The organism is Micromonospora tarapacensis (assembly GCF_019697375.1).
Classification (GTDB): Bacteria; Actinomycetota; Actinomycetes; order Mycobacteriales; family Micromonosporaceae; genus Micromonospora; species Micromonospora tarapacensis.
Genome location: NZ_JAHCDI010000004.1, coordinates 4,783,113 through 4,804,267, shown reverse-complemented (window position 1 = coordinate 4,804,267; position 21,155 = coordinate 4,783,113). Strand labels below are relative to the sequence as shown.

Below are 21,155 nucleotides of genomic sequence, written 5' to 3'. Positions count from 1 at the left end.
CCTTGCCGGTGAGCGGGCTCACGGCTGGTCGCGGCGGTCGAGCTCCATCCACCGGTCGGCCCGTACCGGCGCAAAGCCGATCTTCTCGTACACCCCGTGCGCGTCGTTGGTGGCCAGCAGGATCCGGCGTACGCCGAACTCGGCCAGGTGGTCGCGGACCGCCGCCGCCAGCCAGGTGCCCAACCCGCGTCCGCGCTGCCCCCGGTCGACGTAGACGTCGCAGAGATAGCCGAAGGTGGCCCGGTCGGTGACCACTCGGGCCACGGCGACCTGCCGGCCGTCGCCCGGCTGGTGAACGGCGAACCCGATCGAGCCGGCGAACGCCCGCGCGACCGTGTCACGGTCACGCCCGAGCGCCCAGTACGCGTCCGTGCATAGCCAGGTGTGCACCAGGTCCAGATCGAGACGATCCGGATCGGTGCTGATCGTGTAGCCGTCGTCGCGGGTCAGCGTGAACACGCCTGCGACGCTAGTGCGCCCACCTGCCGGACTCAGTGGCCAATTCCCGCGATGTGGCCGAGCCGGCCCGACCGGCCGCCCGGCGTGGGTGAGCGCCCGCCGGAACGCTGGAGCGGGCGCTCACCCGTCGGTCGACGTCGAGGCGACCGGGGTGTTGCGGTCAGTCGCGGTCGAGGATGGCGCCGAGGATCCAGGTCACGATGCCGACGAAGAGCGCACCCAGCACCGCGGCCGGCCAGAAACCGTCGACGTCGAAGGGCAGCCCCGCCTGGTCCGCTATCCAGCCGGTCAGCAGGAACAGCAGACCGTTGACCACGAGTGCGATCAGGCCGAGGGTGAGCAGGTAGAAGCCACAGCCGACAGTCTTGATGATCGGCTGGAGCACGGCGTTGACCACACCGAAGATGACCGCGACGAGGATCAGCGTCAGCACCGTCTCGGAGAGCGAGTCCGTGTCGAGCGAGATGCCCGGAATGACGAGCGTGGCCAGCCAGAAGGCCACCGCCGTGGCGCCGACCCGGATCAGTAGACCTTTCAGAAAACCCATGGCGGGCATGGTGCCACGGTCGGCGCGCGGGCGGAACCCGCGAGATCATCCAGGTCAGGCCCGGGCCGGCTGTCCGATGAGCTGTGCCTCGGTCGGTGTGCACCTGAGCAGTGCCCAGCGCAGGGCCCGTCGATTGACCACGGCGACCATGTCGTGGCGAATCCTGGTCAGCCACTCCGCGGCGTCGCCGAGCCCCAGCACGGTGCCGGCGACCGCCGCCTCCGGCCGGCTCAGCGGCTGCAGCACCGACAGGTCGGCCCGGGCCAACGCGTCCGCGTCGGCCGGGGTCAGCTCGTCGCGTACCAGCAGTGTCGCCTGCCAGGCGGCGCCCGGCCGGGGACCGGCGGGTGACGGTGGCGCATCGAGCACGAGGAGCACCGGCGTCAGCTGCGTCGCGGCCGGGCCGGGCACCGGACGGCCCGGCGGCACCAGCGGGATCGTGCCGCCCGGCATGCCGGTGCCCCGGACGAACGGCTCCCAGTCGTGCGGCCGGGTGGTCTGGACGACCACCCGGGCGCCGAGCGCCATCGCGCGCACGGTGACCAGTTGGGCGGCACGTACCCCGCCGACGAGCATCACCCGGGTGCTCTCCGGCCGGAACAGCCGGACGGTGACCGCGTTGCCGTGCCGGTTGGCCCCGAGCATCAGCCCGGCTGAGCCGTACGGCAGCTCCAGGTCGTCCCCGCCGGGCACCGCCCGCCCGCCGGGCAGGGCCAGCGGCAGCGTGCCGGCCAGCCCGCGCAGCTGCGCCCCGTCCAGCCGCTCCACCGCTCCACCGCCCGCCGCCACGGTTCTGCGCAGGGCCCGGGCTCCGGCCGACAGTTCGGCGGCGGTCGCCGCGCTCAGCCGGACGGTCAGGCCGGTGGCCGCCGTCGGGCCCGCCCCGGCGTGCAGCGACACCGTGGTCGCGGTCGCCGGTGACCTCAGCAGCCGGGGCACGAACTGGGGTGCCGCGTCCGGGGTCGGCCACCGGCACAGCCGGAACGTGGTGTGCAACAGCCCACCGGAGCGGACCGCCTGCCAGGACTCCCGCACCGGCCGCTCGTCGAGGTGGGCGAAGTCGGCGAGCATCCGCAGGGTCGGCTGCTCGCCCAACGGCCGGACAGCCAGTGGCCGTAGCCGCCTGACGATCCGGCGGACCACGCTCGCGAGAGCGCGGTGCAGCGCCTCCTCCGACCAGCCTTCCGCCCGTGACACCCGTACGGCCAGCACCGCCCGCTCCCAGCCGGCCAACTGCCCGCCGGTGAGCTGGCGGTATGAGGTGGCCGCCGGGCCGCCGCCGGCAGCGACCGCCGGCGCCGCCGCACCGGCCAGCAGCAGCTGGACGTGTACGGGTGGGGCGTGGCCGGTGCCCGCCGGCAGCAGCGATCCGGGGCAGGGCAGCGGCTGCGCGCCGTCACCGAGCAGGTCGCCCGGGTCGCCGATCTCCAACAGCGCCACCATGCCGCCCGGGTCGTCCAGTGCCGCGGCCGGGGAGCCGGCCAACTCGACCGGACGGACGACGGCGCCCGGGTCCACCAGGTCGAGCAGGGCCGTCGGCCCGGCGCCCGGCATGGTTGCCCGCCGGCGGGCGAGGTAGCCGAGGCCGACGGCCAGCCATTCGTGGAGCCACCGCTGCCGGACCCGGCACCAGGCCACGGCCAGCAGTGCCCCCGCCGCCAGGGCCGTGGCCAGCATCGCCACCTGGCCCCGGCCATCCGCGGCGACGAGCGCCGCCAGCGCCACCTGTGTCGTGACGACCTGCCCGGCTCGCGGCCGGTGTCCCCGCCACCGCTCGCTGCCGCTCCAGTGTGGTGTGCCGGGCCGGACGACCCGGCGCCCGGCGGGAGACGGTGCGGGTGGCGGAACCTCGATCGCGGCCCGCCGGGCCGGGATGCCGGTCGTCGCCACCACGCCTCCTCAGCCGATCACCCGCCGCGACCTCACTGCCGCCCATCGTAGTGACCGACGGATGTCCGCGTTGTCCACAGGGGAGTGGGATGGGGTAGCACAACCGCGATGGTGTCGCTACTGTCAGCGACGAGTTCTCGTTGGCCCGTCCCGCGTCGCGCTCGTCCTCCGGCGTCGTGGGTGCTGCGTCTCACCGCAGGGCCAGCCACGATCGAGGAGACGAGGTGACGTCCGGGGTGTCCCAGACCCAGGCAGAGGCCGTGGTGATGCAGCAGACCGCGGTGAAGTTCGAGCAGACGGACCAGTCCTTACAGTCGATGCTCAGTGGACTGTTGGCCCAGTTGGAGATCCTTCAGCAGGCCTGGCGCGGGGCCGGCGGCCGGTCGTTCGAGCAGGTCAAACAGCAGTGGGCGCAGGATCAGGCGAGTCTGCAGCAGGCGCTGCGGGAGACGGCGGGCGCGATCCGCACCGCGGGCACGCAGTACGCCGCGTCGGACACCGAGGCGGCCAGCCGGGTGGCCGCCACCAACCGCGGCGGCATCCAACTGCCGCTCTAGGCCACGACCCCCAGGGGGAAGATTCGATGGAGCACGGTGTGCTGGTCGTCAACTTCGCCGCGTTGCAACAGGCCAGCGCGGACATCCAGCGGGCGTTGAACACGCTCGACGCACAGCTCGGCCAGTTGGAGCGAGATGCGGCACCGCTGGTGGCCGACTGGTCCGGTGAGGCCCAGTCGGCCTACGAGCAGCGGCAGGCGCGGTGGCGGAACGCCTCTCGGGACCTCCAGCTGATGCTGCGGGACATCAAGCTCGCGGTCGACGAGTCCGCGGCCGACTACCTCGACACCGAGAAGCGGAACGCCGGCCTCTTCCAGTGACACCGCCGGCCCGGCCGGGCACCGGTCGACGTCCTCGGTCGGGTCGGGCGGGGGTGGTCTGCGCCTGCCGAGGGCTTTGACGCGGGGCTGAGGCGCGGTGCGGTTCAGGTCCACCGGGTGGCGTCGGTCGATCCGGCCGTCGCCGCCCGGTGGGGTGTTGCCGCCCGGTGGGTGCTCATCCCGGGTCGGCCGGCCGCCAGCGCCGCCGGGCTCCCCGGGGGCGACCATGGCGACCAGCACGACGCCGGCCACCGCCAGCAGGCCGACGGTGGCCAGCAGCACGGCGCGCTCCCGCGCGGCGGCCCGCCGATCCTGCCGGGCCAGCAGCGCCGGATCGGGCCGGTCGTCGGCCAGCCGGCTCACCCGGCCGGCCCGCCCCGCCGGGTCGCCGCCGGCCTCGGTGACCGCCCGGTACGGATTGAGCACCCCCGCGCCGTAACCATCGCGGGGGGCCGGGTCGGCCGTGGCCACGATCCGCCGGGCGACCTCTTCCGCGCTCAGGTCGGCGCGGTACTGGCGGAGCAGCGCCGCGGTGGCGGCCACGAAAGGCGCGGCGTAACTGGTCCCCTCGGCCCGATGGTGCCCCTGCCCGGGGGCGGCCACCAGCACATCCGTGCCGGGTGCGACCAGATCCACGTAGGCGCCGGTCTGGGAGAAGTCGGCGCGTCTCCCGGCAGCGCCGATCGCACCCACCCCGAGCACCCGGTCGTACGCCGCCGGGTAGGGGCGGGGATCGCCGCTGCCGTGCAGGTTGCCGGCCGCGGCCACCACGACCACGTCACGGGCGACCGCGTAGGCGACGGCGACCCGGACCGCCGGATGGTCCGCGTACAGCACGACGGACAGGTTGACCACGTCGGCGCCGTGGTTCACCGCCCACCGGACCGCCCGGGCGAGGTCCCCCGGTCCGACCGTGCGGCCCGCCCCGCGGCCGTCCACGACCTGCTGCTCGCTGACCCGAACCGGCAGGATCCGGGCGTCCGGCGCCAACCCGCGGAAGGCGACCCCGTCGCCCGGAGCGGCGGCGATGATGCTCGCCACCGCGGTGCCGTGGCCGACGCAGTCGCGGCTGCCGTCGCCGCCCGGATCGAGCAGGTCGGTGCCGACCAGCACGCGACCGGCGAGTTGGGGATGCCGCCGGTCCACGCCCGAGTCGATCACCGCCACGGTCACCCCCGCGCCGGTGGCCAGCGGGGCGAGTCGCTCCGGGGCGTACCGCAGCTGGGGCCAGGGGACGGCGGACACCGGCCGGACCGGTGCCGGCGGCGACGCGCAGCCCGGCGCGGCCCGGGCGAGCGCCGGGAAGGCCGTGGCCGGGCCGGCCAGCAGAGCAACGGCCAAACCGGCGATGACGGGACGCCGAGCGCACCGGGACATCGACCGCCTCCGTATCGTGTCGACACCGGAACCGGATGTTATCGCTCCCCGGCGAACCGGGCGGATCGCCGCCCCGCCTGGCATTGTGATCTTGTGGTCACCTTGTAGGTTGTAACCGATACGTATGGCCTGTGCCCGGGAGGAGAGGTGGCCGTGACCGAATGGGAGCCGGCCACCGGGGCCGAGGCGGCGTTGTGGGACGCGCTGCGCGGCAATGACCAGCAGCTTTACTTCCGCATCCTGTCCAGCATCGAGCTGCTGCTGCCGGTCTCCGCCCAGGCTGCCGCGGGGCAGGCGGCGGTGGGTTGGGGCACCTGGACCACCGGTGGTCGCACGCACGTGTTGGCGTTCACCTCCGCCGAGGCGATGCGTGCCTGCCTGGGCGAGCACGCCGGGCCGAGCCGACGGACCGGCTACGCGGAGCTTGCCGCGGCCTGGCCGGACCACGAGTGGTGGCTGGCCGTCGACCCTGGCCTGCCCGTCGAGGGCTACCTGCCCGCCTGGTACGTCTCACAGCTCTCCCGCGGTGACGTCCGGCTCCCCGGCCGCACGGTGGGCGCACGCGCCCGGCTGGAGCGGGTCGAGGCGCTGAACCGGACGCGTGAAGCCGCTCCGGGTGCGCCGATCCCGCCCGCTCCGGCGCCGGCGAACGTGCCACCCGACCAGCGACCGCCCGGTCTGCGGCCGGGCCGACCTGTCGCCCCGCCGCCGGTGGTGCCCGCGGCCTTCCACCTTCCCGAGGTGCCCGTGTCGGCGTCGGGCACGGCAGCCGGACCACAGCGACCGGCGCCGGTCGGCCGGTCGGCCGCTCACCCGGCCCCGGCGACCTCGGAAGGCCCGTCGAGCGTCGGTGGCGACCAGCCGGGCGGCTTCGGTGGCGGCCGGCCGGAACGACCGGTCGGGCTGCCGCCGCGCCGCCCGATGCCGACCCGCGGCGAGGAACTCGCCTCCCCGACCAGGGCTGGCCGACGACACCCGAACGGACCGGGCCGCCGGCAAACGGCCGTCCCGGCGAGGCCGGCGCGGAGCCGGCGGGCCCGCGGTCCTTCTTCGAACCCGCGTCCGGTCGTTCAGCCCAACGCGGCGACCGGCTGGCCGATCGGGCCGCGCCCCGTCCAGGTTCCGCGGCGGTCAGCCGTTCCCCCGGCGGGGGCCGGCCGGCGAACCGTCGCGTGGGGGGACGCCACAGGCTTTCGTCTTCACCGAGAACGACCAGTCCGCCGCCCGGTCCCGGCCCGACCCGGGTGGGGAGGCGGCCCAACCGTTGCCGCCACCCGCCGGTTCGGCCCGACCGCTGCGGGTGACCACGCCCGCCGGGTGGACGGCGCCCGATGGCGGCAATCCCACGGCCGGCGGCGGGGACGCGACGCAGGCGCTACCCTCGCCGGCCGGCCGAACCCGTGGCAGAGGAACCGGCCGCTTCGGCGGCCGAGCCGGTCTCCGCGCCGCCCGCGCCGCGTCGCGGGTTCACGCCGATCGTCATCGAGGGCACCATCATCGAGGCCCGTGACCTCACCCTGGCCAACAACGGTGCCCCGCCCAGACCCGAGCAGCGCCCGCACCGTCCCGGTGCCGAGACGACGGCAGCCGAGCCGCAGAGCGCGGCGACCCGGCCGGCCGCATCCGGCTCGGTCGCGGGTGCCAGTCCGAGCGCCCAGCGCGGATCCGTACCGCACCCGGAACCGACGGTGCGGATCCCGACGGTCGAGTCCGAGCCGACGGTGCCGGTCCCGACGCCCGGATCCGAGCCGACGGTGCCGGTCCCACCCGCGGAACCCGAGCCGACCGTGCCGGTCCGGACGGTGATCACGGAACCGGCGTCCGGCGCCGGTGCGCCGGAGCCGGACGGGGGCGCCGCGCCGGCCCCGACGGTGCCCCCGCCCTCCGCCGCCGAGCAGGCCCCGTCGCCCGGCGTCCCGCCGGCCGAGGCGACCACGCGACCGGCCGAGGCGACCACGCGACCGGCCGCGACCGGCCGGGCGGCGCCGGGGTCCCCGTCCGCCGTCGCGCCGTCCGCCGTCCGCGAGCCCTTCCAACCCGCCAACGAGGTGGAGGAGAACCTGCTCGGCGCGGTGGATGCCGGTAGCACCGACACGTTCCTGTCCACGTTGCTGCTGGCCCGGGTGCTCATGCCGGTAGCGGCCGACTCCGCCCCCGGTAGCCGGCCCGGCGACCCGGGATTCGTCTGGCCGGCCGTGGAACTCGAGGGGCAGACCTTCGTGGTGGCCTACACGTCCCCGCAGCGTCTCGCCGACCACACCGATCCGGCCGCCGAGACGGTTCAGGTCCGCTTCGTCCAGCTGATCCGCCGGTGGCCCGACACCTCGTGGTCGTTCGCGGTCAACCCCGGCACTCCCGTCGGGGCCAAGTTGCCCGGCGAGCAGCTCATCGGGCTGGCCAACTGGGCGGCCGAGCTCGGCCTCGGCGACGAGTCGGAGGGCGAGCCCGAACCGGCCGCCGATGTCTCGGCGGCGGCGAGCGGTCCACGGAAGGCGGCACCGTCGGCCGACCCGGCCCGGCCGATCGTGATGCAGAAGGCGATCGCACCCAGCCAGCTCGGTTACTACCTGGAACGGGGCTACGACCGGGTCTCCGGATTCGTCCACCGGGCCAGCGAGCTGGCACATCTCACCACGCCGGCCGCGCTCTACCGGGCGCTCGGCCTCAGCCACCCCGAGTCGCCCTTCGCGCCGGACGCCGAGCAGATCTACGTGCTCCGGTGGCCGGCGTTCCGGCCCAGCCTCTACCGGATCCCGTACGGCGGGCAGAACGAGGCCGCCATGCGGGCGATGGAGGGCTGGGTCATCGAACGGCCACCGTTTCGCGGCAACGGCTTCGCTCCCGGCGAGAGCAGCGACGTGCTGGCCGAGTTCAAGGTGGACAGCGTCCGGCTGCCGCACGGTGCGCAGCTGCTCTGCATCGACGCGAAGGGTGCCGAACGGCTGGTCGCCGTCCTCGACGCGGACACACTCTCCTGGCAGCAGGTCGGTGAGCGGTGATGCGGGACGGCTACGTGGCCCGCTGGCGCGGGCGGGAGTACCAGGCCAGCCCGGACGGCGGCGAGATCCGGCTCTACCAGTCGGAAGCCGCCGAGGGCTTCGCCGAGGTTCGTCCCGGCCGGCACGTCCGGGTCGTCCCGGCGGCCGAGGTGGAGGAGCTGGCGTACGTGCGGACGACCTGCACCTGGCAGGGGCAGCCGTTCATCGTGCTGGCCGAGCACGACGGGTGGCTGCGGGTCGAGTACACCGGCGGGCGCTGGCCGGTCGCCCAGGCGATGCGGCTGGAGGCGTTCGACTTCGGCGTCTACCAGGGCTGGGCGCCCGTCGGCGAGGTCACCGACGTGCGCGAACAGCGGGTCTGAGACGGCCCGGGCGGGTCAGGACTTCGCCCAGCGAAGGACCTCGCCCAGGACCAGCTCCGGTGTCTCCAGGTGCGGGAAATGCCCGACCTCGTCGAGCAGCCGCCACTCGTACGGTGCGCTGACGTACCGCCCCGATCCCTGGGCGGTACGCGGCAACGCGGCCACGTCCAGGGCGCCGTGCAACTGCAGGGTGGGGGCGACCAGCGGACGCTGCACCAACTTGACGAACCGGTAGCCGTGCAACCGCAGCGCCGACCGGAACGCCCACCGGTAGCCCTCCAGCGCGCAGAACGCGGCCTGCGGGATCCGCATGGCCTCCCGGTAGCGCTGCGCGTAGCCGGCGAAGTCTGGGCCGGCGACCCATCGCCCGCCACCCCAGCGGCGCAGGATCTCCTCCACGGCCCGCCCCTCGTCCCGGGTGAGGAGGTGCTCGTAGCGGGGAAGCTGGAACCTCAGCGCGGGAGTCGACGCGGCGAACTGACCGCGCGGATCGGCGAAGATGGCGGCGCGCAGCCGCAGCGGGTGCGGGGCGCCGAGGACCACCAGCCGGCGGACCAGGGCGGGGTGGAACGACGCGACCGTCCAGGCGATCAACCCGCCGGCACCGCTGCCGACCACGGTCGCCGAGCGTTCCCCGAGGGCGCGGATCAGCCCCGCGACGTCGGCGGCCAGCGTGTAGCCGTCGTACCCCCGGGGTGGCTTGTCGCTGGCGCCGTAGCCACGCAGGTCCATGGCGACGGCGCGGAAGCCGGCGTCGGCCACCGCGGGCAGCATCTGGTGCCAGGCCCACCAGTGTTCGGGGAAGCCGTGCAGAAAGAGCACCATCGGCCCGGTGCCCGTCTCGACGACGTGGAACCGGCTGCCGTTGGCGCCGACGAACCGGTGCGTCCACGGCCCGTCGGTGAGGACGCAGGACTCGTCGACGGCATCGCCACGCTGCTCGGTCATGACCGACAGCCTATGACCCAGCTGCCGGTCGTCCGGCCGACCGGTCACCGGCGTCCGTCGGCGGGCGGTCAGCCGACCAGGCTGATCTTCAGGATGCTGGCCGGGATTCCCGAGCCGCAGTCCACGTCGGGCACCGCCGGCGCGGTGGTCACCCGCACCCAGGCGCCGGTGGCGAAGGTGCCCTTGCCGACGCCGTACAACGCGTGTTCCCGGCCGTCGTCGGTGACCAGCGTGTAGCACGGGCCGCTGCCGCCGTGGCTGAGCCGGCCGGCGAGCACGTTGGTCTTGCGCAGCTCGGTGGGTCGGCTGGGCGGCGCCGTCGGGATACCGATCAGGGGCGGCTCGGTGGGCGAGAGCGTCCCGCCGGTGCGCCCGACGGGCGGCTGACCGGCGGCGGTGTCGGCCGGGCCGCGGCCGGTGTCGGCGGTGTCGGCCGGGCGCCCGTCGGGCGCACCGGGCGGGCTCGGCTCGGGCGTCACGCTGCCTCCGTTCCGGTCGGCGCATCCGGTCAGCGCCAGCAGCGCGGCGAGGCAGGCGGCCGGCGCGCGGGCGCGGATGAGGGTGAGCATGAGGATACGACGCGGCCAGCGTCGCGCCGGTTCCCGGCCAGGGCGACCCCAGGGCCGCCGGTCGGTGACCGATCCGGGTACGCGCGATGCCCCGGGCGGATGGCCCGCCCGGGGCATCCGCCCGGGGCATCGACGCGGTTACCTCAGCGGCTCAGGAGAAACGGACCTTGGTGTAGATGCCCTTCTGCTTCAGCACCTTGATCTTGGTGCCGGTGGCCGGGAGCTTGACGCCGTGGTTCGGCAGCTCCGGGAACCAGAACTTCTTGGTGTCGTCGAACAGCGGCTGCGCGGCCTGCCCACGGATGTACTGCGGCTGGCTGTCGAGGTGCAGCGTGAACGAGTCGGCCTTCTTCAGGCTGAACGGCGCGTCGTAGACCTGGATCCGGGCCCGCCAGGGCTGACCGGTCAGGTTGTAGATCGGCCGGGGACGGGCGTCGATGATCAGATTCCGGCCCTCGCCCGGGTGCGCGAACGTGTCGTTGTCCGCCCACCGGGTGTTCCAGTACGAGATCAGCAGGCCCTCCTGGTACGCGTAGTGGTCCACGTAGTCAGGCTTGGTGTTGGCGTACCCGAAGAAGTACGGGCCGGTCTTGAGGTACTTGTCGTACGAGATGTGCTGCCGGGTTCCGGCGATGTAGTAGTTCGCGAAGCTCCGGGTGTAGCTCTCCTCGACCACCTCGAACCCGCCGGCCAGCGTCCAGTCGGCGGCACCGGACTCGGCGCCGTCGGTGAAGACCGTCTCGCCGTCGGCGGTCAGGGTGACCGCGTCACCGAAGAAGCCGCCCTCGGACACGCCACCGTCGGTCTGGTAGCGCAGCCGGAAGCCGACGCTGCCACCGGCCACCGAGTCCAGCGGAATCTCGATGTCGACCCACTCGTCGTCGGAACTGCCGTCCAGCGCGAACCGGCCGGGGGAGATCTCCTTCAGCGGGCGGCCGTCGGCCGTGCCGGGCTGCGGCGACCAGGTCTGCCCGCCGTCCACCGAGGTCTCGAAGAAGAGGTAGTCGTAGTCCGCCTCGATGCTGTAGCGGCCCTTCAGCGACAGCGTCGCCGACGACTTTCCGGTCAGGTCGAGCGTCCGGGTCATGGTGCTGTTCAGATCGTCGGCGTTGCCGGAGAAGAACTGCCGGTCACCCTCGAACGGCGCGCCGTTGTCGAAGGCGTACTCCCGCTCGGGCAGCACCACCACGGCGGCCTGCGCCTCCTTGGTGTTGTACTCCTGCGGGCCGAGGGTCAGGGTCCGCTTCTGCCCGGCCACGATCACCTCGTAGTCGAGCCAGCCGAGCTGGAGCTTGTTCCAGGCGCCGAGGTCGCCGCCGCGCTCGCCGATGCCGCCGTCGTTCTTGGCGCCGAGCCGGCTCTGCGCCATCAGCGTCCAGTGCTCGTTGTTGTTGTCGCCACCACTGATGACGTTGTAGTCGTCCGGCAGGCCGAGGTCGTGGGCGTACTCGTGGTAGAAGACGCTCCGACCGCCGTTCTCCGGCTGGATGGTGTAGTCACCGATCCAGACGCCGGTGCTGCCGATCTGGGTGCCGCCGGCCGGGAAGTTCGGCGGGCCGGTGCGCCCCTGGTCGGAGGCGTACGCGTACCAGCGGTGGCTCCAGATGGCGTCCTCGCCCTGGATCGGGTCGCCGTCGGCCATGTCGCCACCGGCGTGCACGATCTGGAAGTGGTCGATGTAGCCGTCCGGCTCGTTGAAGTCTCCGTCACCGTCGTGGTCGTACCGGTCCCACTGGTCCATCGCCTGTACGTCGGCGGCGATCTCCTGGTCGGACCGGCCGGCGGCCTGCTGGTCGGCCACCCAACGGTTGGCCGCGTCGCGGACCAGCGCCCAGACGTTGGAGCAGACGATCGAGTCGCACGGGTAGCCGCTGGAGCGGCCGTACCGGGCCTCGTTGTACGGGACCCTGACCCAGTCGGTGACCACACCGTCCACGCTGTAGCGACCCGAGGACTGGGCCTCGTAGTACTGCTTCAACGACTCGTCACCGGGGCCGGTGCCGAAGTAGAGCTCCCGGTAGTGGTCGGCGTCGTAGTCCGGCTGCCAGACGGTGGAGTTGTCCTCCGACCGGTCCGGCTCCGGAATCTCGTTGTGCAACGGCCCGTCGAACTTGATCGGACCGGGGGTGTCCGGATCGGTGTCCTGATCGGGATAGCTCGGGTGCCGGTCGTTGCCGAACTCCGCGAGGATCACGAAGATCCGGTCGGTCTTCTCCCGGGACAGCTCGACGTACTGCTTCTCGGTGGGTCCCTTGCCGGCCCTGGTGGTCCTGGTGTTGCGGCCGGCCTTGCCGCCACGGGTGGCCCGCTCGCCGACCTTGACCACCGTACTGCCGTTGATCCGCTCAGCCGTGGAGCGGCCGGAGAGGACCTCGCTCAGGCCCTCCTGACGTAGGGCGCGGCGCTTCTCCTCCAGCGGGTTCGGCAGGTCGTGTTCGGCGTGGGCGGGCTCCGCGATCGACAGGGCGTTCGCCGGCGTCTCCGACTGCGGCGCGGCGGCGGCTGACGCGCCGACCGTAAGCCCTGTCGCCGTCAGCGAGAGCCCGAGCAGACCCACTGCGACTTTCCGCACGTGGTACCTCCGGATTGAGGGAACCGGCCCATTGGGGGTTGTGGGCCGGTGAAAACGGCCCTGGTAAATGGGGCCATTGGTGAACATAGGCACCGGTGGGGCTGGTGGGAAGAGGCCCGCGACGATTTGTTTCAGCAAATTGTTGGAAGGGGTTTTCACTGTCACACGTCAAGGACGGCCGGGTGGGCCCGGACACGCCGATGGGGTGGCGGTCCGCGCCGGACCGCCACCCCATCAGGTCGGACGACTGCCGTCAGTCCTCGTCGGACCTGCCCCCACCCATACCGGAGGCGATCAGCTCCATCACGGACGAATCCTGCAACGTCGTCACGTCGCCCAGCGAGCGGTTCTCCGCCACATCCCGCAGCAGCCGACGCATGATCTTTCCGGAGCGGGTCTTCGGCAACTCCGGCACCAGCATGATCTGCCGGGGCTTGGCGATCGGGCCGAGCGCCTTGGCCACGTGGTTGCGCAGGTCGGCAATGAGCTGCTCGCCCGCATCGCCCGAGGTCTCGGCGTTGCCCCGGGGGATGGCGAACGCGACGATCGCCTGCCCGGTGGTCGAATCGGTCGCACCGACCACCGCCGCCTCCGCCACCGACGGGTGCGAGACCAGGGCCGACTCCACCTCCGTCGTCGAGATGTTGTGCCCCGACACCAGCATCACGTCGTCGACCCGGCCCAGCAGCCAGATGTGTCCGTCGTCGTCCTTCTTCGCGCCGTCACCGGCGAAGTAGATCCACGCATCCCCGGCGCCGCCGCCCGCGCCCGCGCCGAACCGGGACCAGTACGTCTCGAGGAACCGGTTGTCGTCGCCCCAGATGGTGCGCAGCATCGACGGCCACGGCTCGCGTAGCACGAGATAACCCCCGCCGCCGTTGGGCACCGACTGACCCTGGTCGTCCACCACGTCGGCGACGATGCCCGGCAGCGCGGTCATCGCCGAACCCGGCTTGGCGGCGGTCACCCCCGGCAGTGGCGAGATCATCATGCTGCCGGTCTCGGTCTGCCACCAGGTGTCCACGATGGGCAGCGCGCCCTGCCCGACGTGCTGCCTGTACCACATCCACGCCTCGGGGTTGATCGGCTCGCCGACGCTGCCGAGCAGCCGCAGCGACGAGAGGTCGTACTCGGCGGGGATCTCCTCACCCCACTTCATCATGGTGCGGATCAGCGTCGGCGCCGTGTAGAGGATGGTCACCCGGTAGCGGTCGACGATCTCCCAGAAACGGCCCTTGTGGGGGGTGTCCGGGGTGCCCTCGTACATCACCTGGCTCACCCCGTTGGAGAGCGGGCCGTAGACGATGTAGGAGTGGCCGGTCACCCAGCCGATGTCCGCCGTGCACCAGTAGACGTCGCTGTCCGGCTTGAGGTCGAAGACCGCGTGCGAGGTGTACGACGCCTGGGTCAGGTAGCCGCCGGTGGTGTGCAGGATGCCCTTCGGGCGGGCGGTGGTGCCGCTGGTGTAGAGGATGAACAGCGGATGCTCGGCGTCGAACGGCTGAGCGGCGTGCTCGGTCGACGCCTGCTCCACCGCCTCGTGCCACCAGTGGTCCTTCGCCGACCAGGCGACCTCCTCGCCGGTGCGGCGGACCACCAGCACGTGCTCCACCGACGGGCAGTTCGCCACCGCCTCGTCGACGGTCGGCTTCAACGCGCTCGGCTTGCCCCGCCGGTAGCCACCGTCGGCGGTGATCACGACCTTGGCGGTGGCGTCCTGGATCCGGTTGGTCAGCGACTCGGCAGAGAAGCCGCCGAACACCACGCTGTGCGTGGCGCCGATCCGGGCGCAGGCCAGCATGGCGACCGCCGCCTCCGGGATCATCGGCAGATAGATCGCCACCCGGTCACCGGCGACCACCCCGAGGTCGCTGAGCGCGTTCGCCGCCTGGCAGGTCATCCGGTGCAGGTCGGCGTACGTGATGGTGCGGGTGTCACCGGGCTCGCCCTCCCAGTGGATCGCCACCTTGTCACCCCGGCCGGCCTCGACATGCCGGTCGAGGCAGTTGTACGCCACGTTCAGCTGCCCACCGACGAACCACTTCGCGAACGGCGGCGTGGACCAGTCCAGCACCTGGTCCCACGGCTTCGTCCAGGTCAGCCGCCCGGCCTGGCGCTCCCAGAAGGCGAGCCGGTCGGTCTCGGCCTCGGCGTACGCGTCGGCCGTCACGTTGGCTTCAGCGGCGAGTTCGGCCGGCGGCGGGAACTGGCGCGTCTCGTTCAGCAGATTGGCCAATGCCTCACTCATGCCGGCACTCCGCTTCGCTTCGTGCCGGCATGAGGCACCAGCGCGCTGCATTGATGATTCGCTCGCTGCCGCTCGCTCATGCGGTGACTCCTCGTTGCTCCGGGTGACCTGCGTCTCTCCCCCGGCAGGCTAGTCGGGGTGGCTGACGAAGGCGACCGATCCCCCGCGCCCCCGTCGCCAAACGGCCCCTCCCACGCGCCGAGGTGCAGGCGGGCGTCGGTGCTGACGCCGCCGGTGATCCGCCGACGTCGGGCGCGCTGCCACCCGGAGGAGGCATCATGCTCGCGACCACAAGTGCCCCCTGCACCCCGAGCCACCCGTTCAGGCCGGCAGGACGAGGCACCGGCAGGACGAGGCACTAGCGTGACGGGGTGACCGCCGACCCGCTCGCCCCGCTGCTCGAACTCGCCGACGTCGCCGACGCCGCCGAGCGCGCCCGTGCCCGATTCGACCAGGCGCTCGGGCACCGGGCGCTGCGCCGACACGGCGGACCGGTGGTGGCCGAGGTGAGCCTGCGCTCCGCCGTGGCCAGTGCCGCACTGGAAGGCCGCGTCCACGAGCGGGAGGCGGTCCGCGCCGGCACCGTCACCGAACCGGTCCTGCAGGGCGCGCTACGAGTTGCCGGGGCGCTGCCCGGGCTCAGCGAGCTCTGGCCCAGGGCGCCCCGGCAGGCCCTGGCGAAACTGCACGTGCTCGCCGCCCGCGAGGTGGTCGTCGAGGCCGAGCTGGGTCGCCCGATCGACGATCCGGTGGTCGCGGCCCGCCTCGACGGGCTGGCCGGGCTGGTCACCGGCGGCACCCGGGTGACCCCCCTCGTGCTGGCCGCCGTCGTACACGGGGAACTGCTGAACCTGCGTCCGTTCGCCGGCCCCTCCGGTGTGGTGGCCCGGGGCGCGGCCCGCCTGGTACTGCTCTCCAGCGGGTTCGACCCCCGCGGCCTGCTCGCCGTCGACGTCGGCCACCGGGAGCGCGAACCGGAGTACGTGGGTGCCGCCGGAGCCTTCGCCACCGGCACCCCGGACGGGCTGCGATCCTGGCTGCGCCACTACATGTCCGCCGTCGAGGTGGGCGCCGACCAACTCGTCACCATCGGCGACGAGGTGCTGGCCGCCGGCTGACCCGCCCGACGGCGCCTTCGCGTTGCCGGGCGACGCGCCCGGTCAGTGGCGGATCAGGCCGGAGAGGCGCTGGCACGGGTGCGGCGGTGCCGGCCGTACCAGGCGATGCCGATCGCCACCCCGACGCCCACCCCGAGCGCGGCCGCGGCGACCGGCACGGCGGGCCGGTCCCGCAGCCGCCGGCCCAGCGGGACCGGGTGCCGGAACTCCAGCACCGGCCAGGCGTTCTCGACGGCAAGCCTGCGCAGCTGCCGGTCGGGATTGACCACCGTCGGGTGGCCCACACACTCCAGCAACGGCCGGTCGCTGTACGAGTCGGAGTAGGCGTACGAGTCGGCGAGGTCGTACCCGCGTTCGGTGGCGAGTTCGCCGACCGCCTCGACCTTGCTCGGACCGGCCGCGTAGAACTCGACCTGCCCGCTGTACCGCCCGTCCACCACACCCATCCGGGTGGCGATCACGTCGGTGACCCCGAGCAGCGCGCCGATGGGCCGCACCATCTCCTCGCCCGAGGCGGAGACCAGCACCACGTCCCGGCCGGCGGCCTGGTGCTCCTCGATCAGGGCGGCGGCTTCGGCGTACACGTAAGGGTTGATCAGCTCGTGCAGCGTCTCCGCGACGATCTGGCGGACCTGGTCCACCGGCCAACCCTTGCAGAGCGTGGCGAGGTAGTCGCGGGTCCGGGCCATGGTCTGCTCGTCGGTCCCACCCAGCCGGAACATCAACTGCGCGTACGCGGACTTGACCACGTCACGCCGAGTGATCAGACCGTCCCGGTAGAACGGCCTGCCGAACGCCAACGCGCTCGACTTGGCGATGACGGTCTTGTCCAGATCGAAGAAAGCGGCACTTCGGCCCACGGCGCGAAAGTCTAGCCCGATGGTCTATCGTCGGCGGGTGCCCGGGGGTCGAAGAGGGCTCGGACCTGCGGGTCGACCTTCACACCGCCTGCGAACAGTGACTGCGATCACACTCTGCGAACAGGATTTCGCAGGGAGTGGAGGCTACACCACTCGACGTACACAGGTCCGCTCAGGCAGACTTGTTCGCAGGACGAGTATTCACGTCTCGTACAACCGACAGGCCCTCGGCGGTTGCACCCCCCGCGACCGCTGAGTTGGTTCGGCTCGACCCCCCCGGAGCCGAACCTCCGACGACCCCCGTCTCCCCCCGACGGGGGTCGTCCCTTTCCGCGTGAGACGGTTACCTGACCACGGCTCGGGCGGGCGTGCGGGTCGGTTCGAAGCAGACCAGTGCCCGGCCCCGGCGGTCCGTCACCACCCAGGGGTGGCCGACGGACGTGTGCTGCTCATGCGACGCGGACGGTGGCAACACCGCGTACTGCCTCCGGTGCCCGCGGTGGTCCAGCCAGTACACGATCACCGACCGCGATCGTTGGTTGACGAACTCGATGCTGGTCGCGGCGCCGCCGCTGACGGAGCGCAGCCCGTGCTCCCGCCAGGCCGGCAGGGGCGTCAGCTGCGGCGGCTCGGGGGCCGGGTGGTAGGCGGCGGACTCGCCGGTCGACTGGTCGGCGAACTCGGGCGGGCGCTGGGCTCACCCGGCCCGCCCGGCTCAGCCGGCGAGCCCGTGCGGCTGGCCGACGGAGCCGGCGTCGCCCTGCGGCTGGCCTGCGGGCGGGGGACGAGACTCCCGCGACGGACGACGAGGCCGCTGCGGCGGACGGCGACGGCGGCCCGGCGGAGGCGATCTCGTCCGGGGCGGCCGGCGGCGGGGGGACCCAGTAGTCGGACGGTACGTCCGGGGCCGCGACCGTCGGTGGTTCGATCGTCGGCCAGAGCGCGGTGAGCATGAGGGCGAGTACGGCGGCGGCGAGGCCCGCCAGCACCAGCCGGTGCGACATGCGGCCGGGGGCGTGGCGCGCGGGTTCCACCGGAACGGCGGGTTCCCGTACGGAAAGCGTCGTCGTCGCCGGCTCGCGGTCACCGACGTCCGGTGCCGGCGGTAGTGCCGGTGGAATTGGGCGTGCCGTGAGCGCCGGCCGCACCGGTGTCCTGGCGCGGGAACGTGGGTCGAACAGCCAGGGGCCGACCCGCAGCCTCGGCTCGACGCGGGGACGCTCGTGATCATCTGGCGGCTGCTTCATGACCTCGATCCGGCGAGGGACGCCGTTCGGCCGACGGCACAGGACGTCGATTATGCGTGGTGCGTGTCACGTCCCGCCACGGTTGGCAGGGTTCGAGATCGGTGCGATGTGCCGACGGTCCACATAGCAGATCAACGACGGCTGCGGATGTTGTCCACATAGCAGTTCGTCGTCCACAGGCGAGCCCGTCGGGGCGGCGTCGGGGGTGGCACCGGCGGCAGGGTTCGACCCAGTGAACCCGTGCCGACCGCTTGGAGGCCGCGATGCCACCCCGTACCTCCGTCCCGCCACACCGGCACCCACCGCTGGTCGTCACCTCGGACGGCGACCTCCTCGACGACCTGCTCCGGCTCGCCGCCGCCAGCGGTGTCGAGGTGGAGGTGGCCGCCGATCCCGCAGCAGCCCGCACCCGCTGGCAGCCCGCTCCGTTGGTCTTCATCGGCAGTGACCAGGCGCAGCCCTGCCTGCGGGCGCGGCTGCCCCGGCGTTCCCGACTGGTCCTGGTGGGCCGGAGCGGTGACATCGAGTCCGGCTGGCAGGTGGCCGAGCTGCTCGGCGCCGAACACGTCGCCGTACTGCCGGCGGCCGAGCCCTGGCTGGTCGACCGGTTTGCCGAGTGCGGGGTCGAGGCCCCCGCCGGGGTCCGGATGATTGCCGTGGTCGGCGGCCGAGGTGGAGCCGGTGCCAGCATCCTCGCCGGCGGCCTTGCCGTCACCGCCGCCCGGGCACGGCTGCGTACCCTCCTGCTCGATGCCGACCCGCTCGGCGGTGGTCTGGACCTGGTGCTCGGCTGGGAGCAGTTGGAGGGGCTGCGCTGGCCGGCACTGACCGGCGCGGACGGGCGGGTCGACGCCCCGGCCCTGGTGCGGGCGCTGCCCAGCCGGGGTGATCTGGTGGTGCTCTCCTGGGATCGCGGCGACCTGACCGCCGTGCCGGCCGAGGCGATGGCGGCCACCCTGGACGCTGCCCGTCGAGGCCGGGACTTCGTGGTGGCGGACCTGCCTCGCCAACTCGACGACGCGGCCGTGACCGCTCTTCAGGCGGCTGACCGGGCGTTCGTGGTGGTGCCCGCCGAGCTGCGGGCGACCGCCGCCGCGGCCCGGGTGGTCACGGCGGCGGCCCCGCACTGCCACGACCTGTCGGTCATCGTCCGAGGCCCCGCTCCCGGCCGGTTACGCGCCAGTGAAGTCGCCAGAGCACTCGGCCTGCCACTGGCCGGCACGCTACGGCCCGAGCCGGGGTTGTGCCGGGGGCTCGAGCGGGGTGAGGCACCGGCGGCCGGTGGACGCGGGCCGTTGGCCGAGCTCTGCCAGCGGATCGTCACCGAGCTCACCGGGCAGTCCGCGGCGGGTGCGGTATGACCGGGGAGAACCTCGCGGCCCGCGTGCGGCAGCGGATGGCCGCCACCACCACGCCGGTGACCTCGGCCGCGATCGTCTCCGCGGTCCGGGCCGAACCCGACGCCGCCGTACTCGGCGACAACGCCCTGCTCCGGATCGCCGACCGGGTGCGCGACGACCTGGTGGGCGTCGGCCCGCTCGCTGCGCTGCTGGCCGATCCCGAGGTGACGGACGTGCTGGTCAACGGGGCGCGCGTGTGGGTCGACCGTGGTCAGGGGCTGCACCAGGTCCCGGTGCCGGTGGGCACCGCGGAGGACGTACGCCGGTTGGCGCAGCGACTCGCGGCCGGGGCCGGCCGGCGGCTGGACGACGGTTCGCCGTGCGCGGACGCACGGCTGGCCGACGGTACGCGACTGCACGCGGTCCTGCCGCCGGTGGCGACCGACGGGCCCTACCTCTCGCTGCGTACCTTCCGGCAGCGGCCGTTCACTCTGGACGAGCTGGTGACACAGGGTGCCGTGGCCCGACCGGTGGCACCGGTGCTCGCCGCCGTGGTGGCGGCCCGGCTCGCCTACCTGGTCATCGGTGGCACCGGCTCGGGCAAGACCACCTTGTTGAACACGCTGCTCGGGCTGGTGCCGACCACCGAGCGAATCGTGCTGGTGGAGGATGCCGCCGAGTTGCGGCCGGTGCACCCGCACGTGGTGGGCCTGCAGGCGCGTACGGCCAACGTGGAGGGCACGGGTGCCGTCGGCCTGAGCGAGCTGGTCCGGCAGGCGCTGCGGATGCGGCCGGACCGGCTGGTGGTCGGCGAGTGCCGGGGCGGAGAAGTAGTCGATCTTCTCGCGGCACTGAACACGGGGCATGACGGTGGCGCGGGGACGCTGCATGCCAACACTCCCTCGGACGTACCTGCCCGGTTGGAGGCGCTCGGTCTGCTCGGCGGGCTGCCACGGCTGGCGCTGCACGCCCAGGTGGCCGCGGCGCTCCAGGTGGTGTTCCAGATCCGCCGCACGCCGCAGGGGCGGGTGCTGGAGTCGATCTGCCTGCTGCTGCCGGAGGGGCCCGACCGACTGGTAACCGCGGTCCCCGCGTGGATCCGGGGTCGAGGGCTTGGCCTTGCGGCCCGCGCACTCGGGACTCTGATCCGGGGCCGCGACGTGCCGGTGCCGCCCATCCTGTGCGAGCCCTGGCCCGGATCGGCAGTGCCGTCATGAGCGCCGCGTGGTGGTGCGCGGCGGTGACGCTGCCGGTGCTGGTAACGGTGGGGCTGAACCGGATTCGTGCCCGGGCTGTTGCGGGCCGGGTTGTGTCCGGTCGGGAGGAGGTCGACGATCCGCTGGTCGCCTGGGTCGTTTCGCTGCGTGAGGCGGTGCAACGGACCGACGGCGAGAGGCGGGGCGATCCGCGCCGCGCCGAGCAGGGCTCGACCGGGGTCGGGTGGCCGGCGACGGCCGGGGCGTCCGTCCCGATCGGGACGGACGCCGGAGCGGCGAGGGGCCCACGGCGGCTCGTGCCCACCTCCGCCGCTGGCGGGCAGGAGCCGGCCGGCAGCCGCGCCGTGGCCGGGTCCGCTGGGTCCGGCGGGTCCGGCGGGTCCGGCGGGTCCGCCTGCACGGTGCATCGTCCGGGCGGCCTTCGCGCCTCGGTGCCGGAGCCCGCGCCGCCGACGTCGCCGGCCGCGTCCCACCCGCCGGGGTGGCGAGGAGCCGTCGGCCGAACCGGCCCGTCGGCAAACCGGG

15 protein-coding genes and 2 pseudogenes are annotated in these 21,155 nt (G+C 73.4%); 7 read left to right on the top strand and 10 right to left on the bottom strand.

Annotation, left to right across the window (positions count from 1 at the left end):
* Positions 1-18: 18 nt before the first annotated feature.
* The 3 genes from KIF24_RS27985 to eccE form a co-directional block, all read right to left on the bottom strand.
* Positions 19-459 (bottom strand): GNAT family N-acetyltransferase, encoded by a 441-nt coding sequence (locus tag KIF24_RS27985; protein ID WP_221086565.1) that lies wholly within the window; start codon positions 457-459, stop codon positions 19-21.
* A 160-nt stretch (positions 460-619) separates the two neighbouring features.
* Positions 620-1,006 (bottom strand): phage holin family protein, encoded by a 387-nt coding sequence (locus tag KIF24_RS27980; protein WP_221086564.1) that lies wholly within the window; start codon positions 1,004-1,006, stop codon positions 620-622.
* A gap of 54 nt (positions 1,007-1,060) precedes the next feature.
* Positions 1,061-2,896, bottom strand: coding sequence for a type VII secretion protein EccE (gene eccE / locus KIF24_RS27975; RefSeq protein WP_331461310.1), 1,836 nt, complete (start codon positions 2,894-2,896; stop codon positions 1,061-1,063).
* Positions 2,897-3,132: 236 nt separating this feature from the next.
* On the opposite strand from eccE, the gene KIF24_RS27970 reads away from it, so the two are divergent.
* The gene (locus KIF24_RS27970; RefSeq protein ID WP_221087590.1) at positions 3,133-3,453 is read left to right on the top strand and encodes a WXG100 family type VII secretion target; all 321 of its coding nucleotides are present in this window, start codon (positions 3,133-3,135) and stop codon (positions 3,451-3,453) included.
* Between the two features lie 26 nt (positions 3,454-3,479).
* Positions 3,480-3,773 carry a WXG100 family type VII secretion target gene (locus tag KIF24_RS27965; RefSeq protein WP_221086563.1) on the top strand — a complete coding sequence of 98 codons (294 nt, stop codon included), beginning with the start codon at positions 3,480-3,482 and terminating at the stop codon, positions 3,771-3,773.
* Between the two features lie 175 nt (positions 3,774-3,948).
* Here KIF24_RS27965 and mycP read toward each other — a convergent pair.
* Positions 3,949-5,150, bottom strand: a pseudogene (gene mycP / locus KIF24_RS27960) (type VII secretion-associated serine protease mycosin).
* Between the two features lie 1,547 nt (positions 5,151-6,697).
* Here mycP and KIF24_RS35250 point away from each other — a divergent pair.
* Both KIF24_RS35250 and KIF24_RS27945 read left to right on the top strand, forming a co-directional pair.
* Positions 6,698-8,149, top strand: a pseudogene (locus KIF24_RS35250) (SseB family protein); the annotation flags it as partial.
* A complete protein-coding gene (locus tag KIF24_RS27945) occupies positions 8,146-8,511 on the top strand; it encodes a hypothetical protein (protein WP_221086561.1) in 366 nt (121 codons plus the stop codon). The pseudogene KIF24_RS35250 and the gene KIF24_RS27945, both read left to right, overlap by 4 nt.
* Positions 8,512-8,526: 15 nt before the next feature.
* Here KIF24_RS27945 and KIF24_RS27940 read toward each other — a convergent pair whose 3' ends face one another.
* The 4 genes from KIF24_RS27940 to acs form a co-directional block, all read right to left on the bottom strand.
* Positions 8,527-9,459 (bottom strand): alpha/beta fold hydrolase, encoded by a 933-nt coding sequence (locus tag KIF24_RS27940; protein WP_221086560.1) that lies wholly within the window; start codon positions 9,457-9,459, stop codon positions 8,527-8,529.
* Between the two features lie 68 nt (positions 9,460-9,527).
* Entirely contained in the window at positions 9,528-10,028 is a 501-nt protein-coding gene (locus KIF24_RS27935; protein ID WP_221086559.1) for a hypothetical protein, read from the bottom strand.
* A 151-nt stretch (positions 10,029-10,179) separates the two neighbouring features.
* Positions 10,180-12,585, bottom strand: a complete 2,406-nt coding sequence (locus tag KIF24_RS27930) for an immune inhibitor A domain-containing protein (protein WP_221087589.1) — start codon at positions 12,583-12,585, stop codon at positions 10,180-10,182.
* 268 nt (positions 12,586-12,853) lie between these two features.
* The gene (gene acs, locus KIF24_RS27925) at positions 12,854-14,848 is read right to left on the bottom strand and encodes an acetate--CoA ligase (RefSeq protein WP_221086558.1); all 1,995 of its coding nucleotides are present in this window, start codon (positions 14,846-14,848) and stop codon (positions 12,854-12,856) included.
* Positions 14,849-15,219: 371 nt separating this feature from the next.
* Here acs and KIF24_RS27920 point away from each other — a divergent pair, with 371 nt between their 5' ends.
* The gene (locus KIF24_RS27920) at positions 15,220-15,966 is read left to right on the top strand and encodes a Fic family protein (RefSeq protein WP_221086557.1); all 747 of its coding nucleotides are present in this window, start codon (positions 15,220-15,222) and stop codon (positions 15,964-15,966) included.
* A gap of 53 nt (positions 15,967-16,019) precedes the next feature.
* Here the strand turns inward: KIF24_RS27920 and KIF24_RS27915 are convergent, their stop codons facing one another.
* Together KIF24_RS27915 and KIF24_RS27910 are read right to left on the bottom strand one after the other, a co-directional pair.
* Positions 16,020-16,826, bottom strand: a complete 807-nt coding sequence (locus KIF24_RS27915; RefSeq protein ID WP_221086556.1) for an HAD family hydrolase — start codon at positions 16,824-16,826, stop codon at positions 16,020-16,022.
* 343 nt (positions 16,827-17,169) lie between these two features.
* Positions 17,170-17,412, bottom strand: a complete 243-nt coding sequence (locus KIF24_RS27910) for a VHL beta domain-containing protein (protein WP_221087588.1) — start codon at positions 17,410-17,412, stop codon at positions 17,170-17,172.
* A 924-nt stretch (positions 17,413-18,336) separates the two neighbouring features.
* On the opposite strand from KIF24_RS27910, the gene ssd reads away from it, so the two are divergent.
* Both ssd and KIF24_RS27900 read left to right on the top strand, forming a co-directional pair.
* On the top strand, positions 18,337-19,434 hold the full coding sequence (ssd, locus tag KIF24_RS27905) for a septum site-determining protein Ssd (RefSeq protein ID WP_221086555.1): 1,098 nt from the start codon (positions 18,337-18,339) through the stop codon (positions 19,432-19,434).
* Positions 19,431-20,630 (top strand): TadA family conjugal transfer-associated ATPase, encoded by a 1,200-nt coding sequence (locus tag KIF24_RS27900; protein WP_221086554.1) that lies wholly within the window; start codon positions 19,431-19,433, stop codon positions 20,628-20,630. The genes ssd and KIF24_RS27900 overlap by 4 nt, the downstream gene beginning before the upstream one ends.
* Positions 20,631-21,155: the final 525 nt, after the last annotated feature.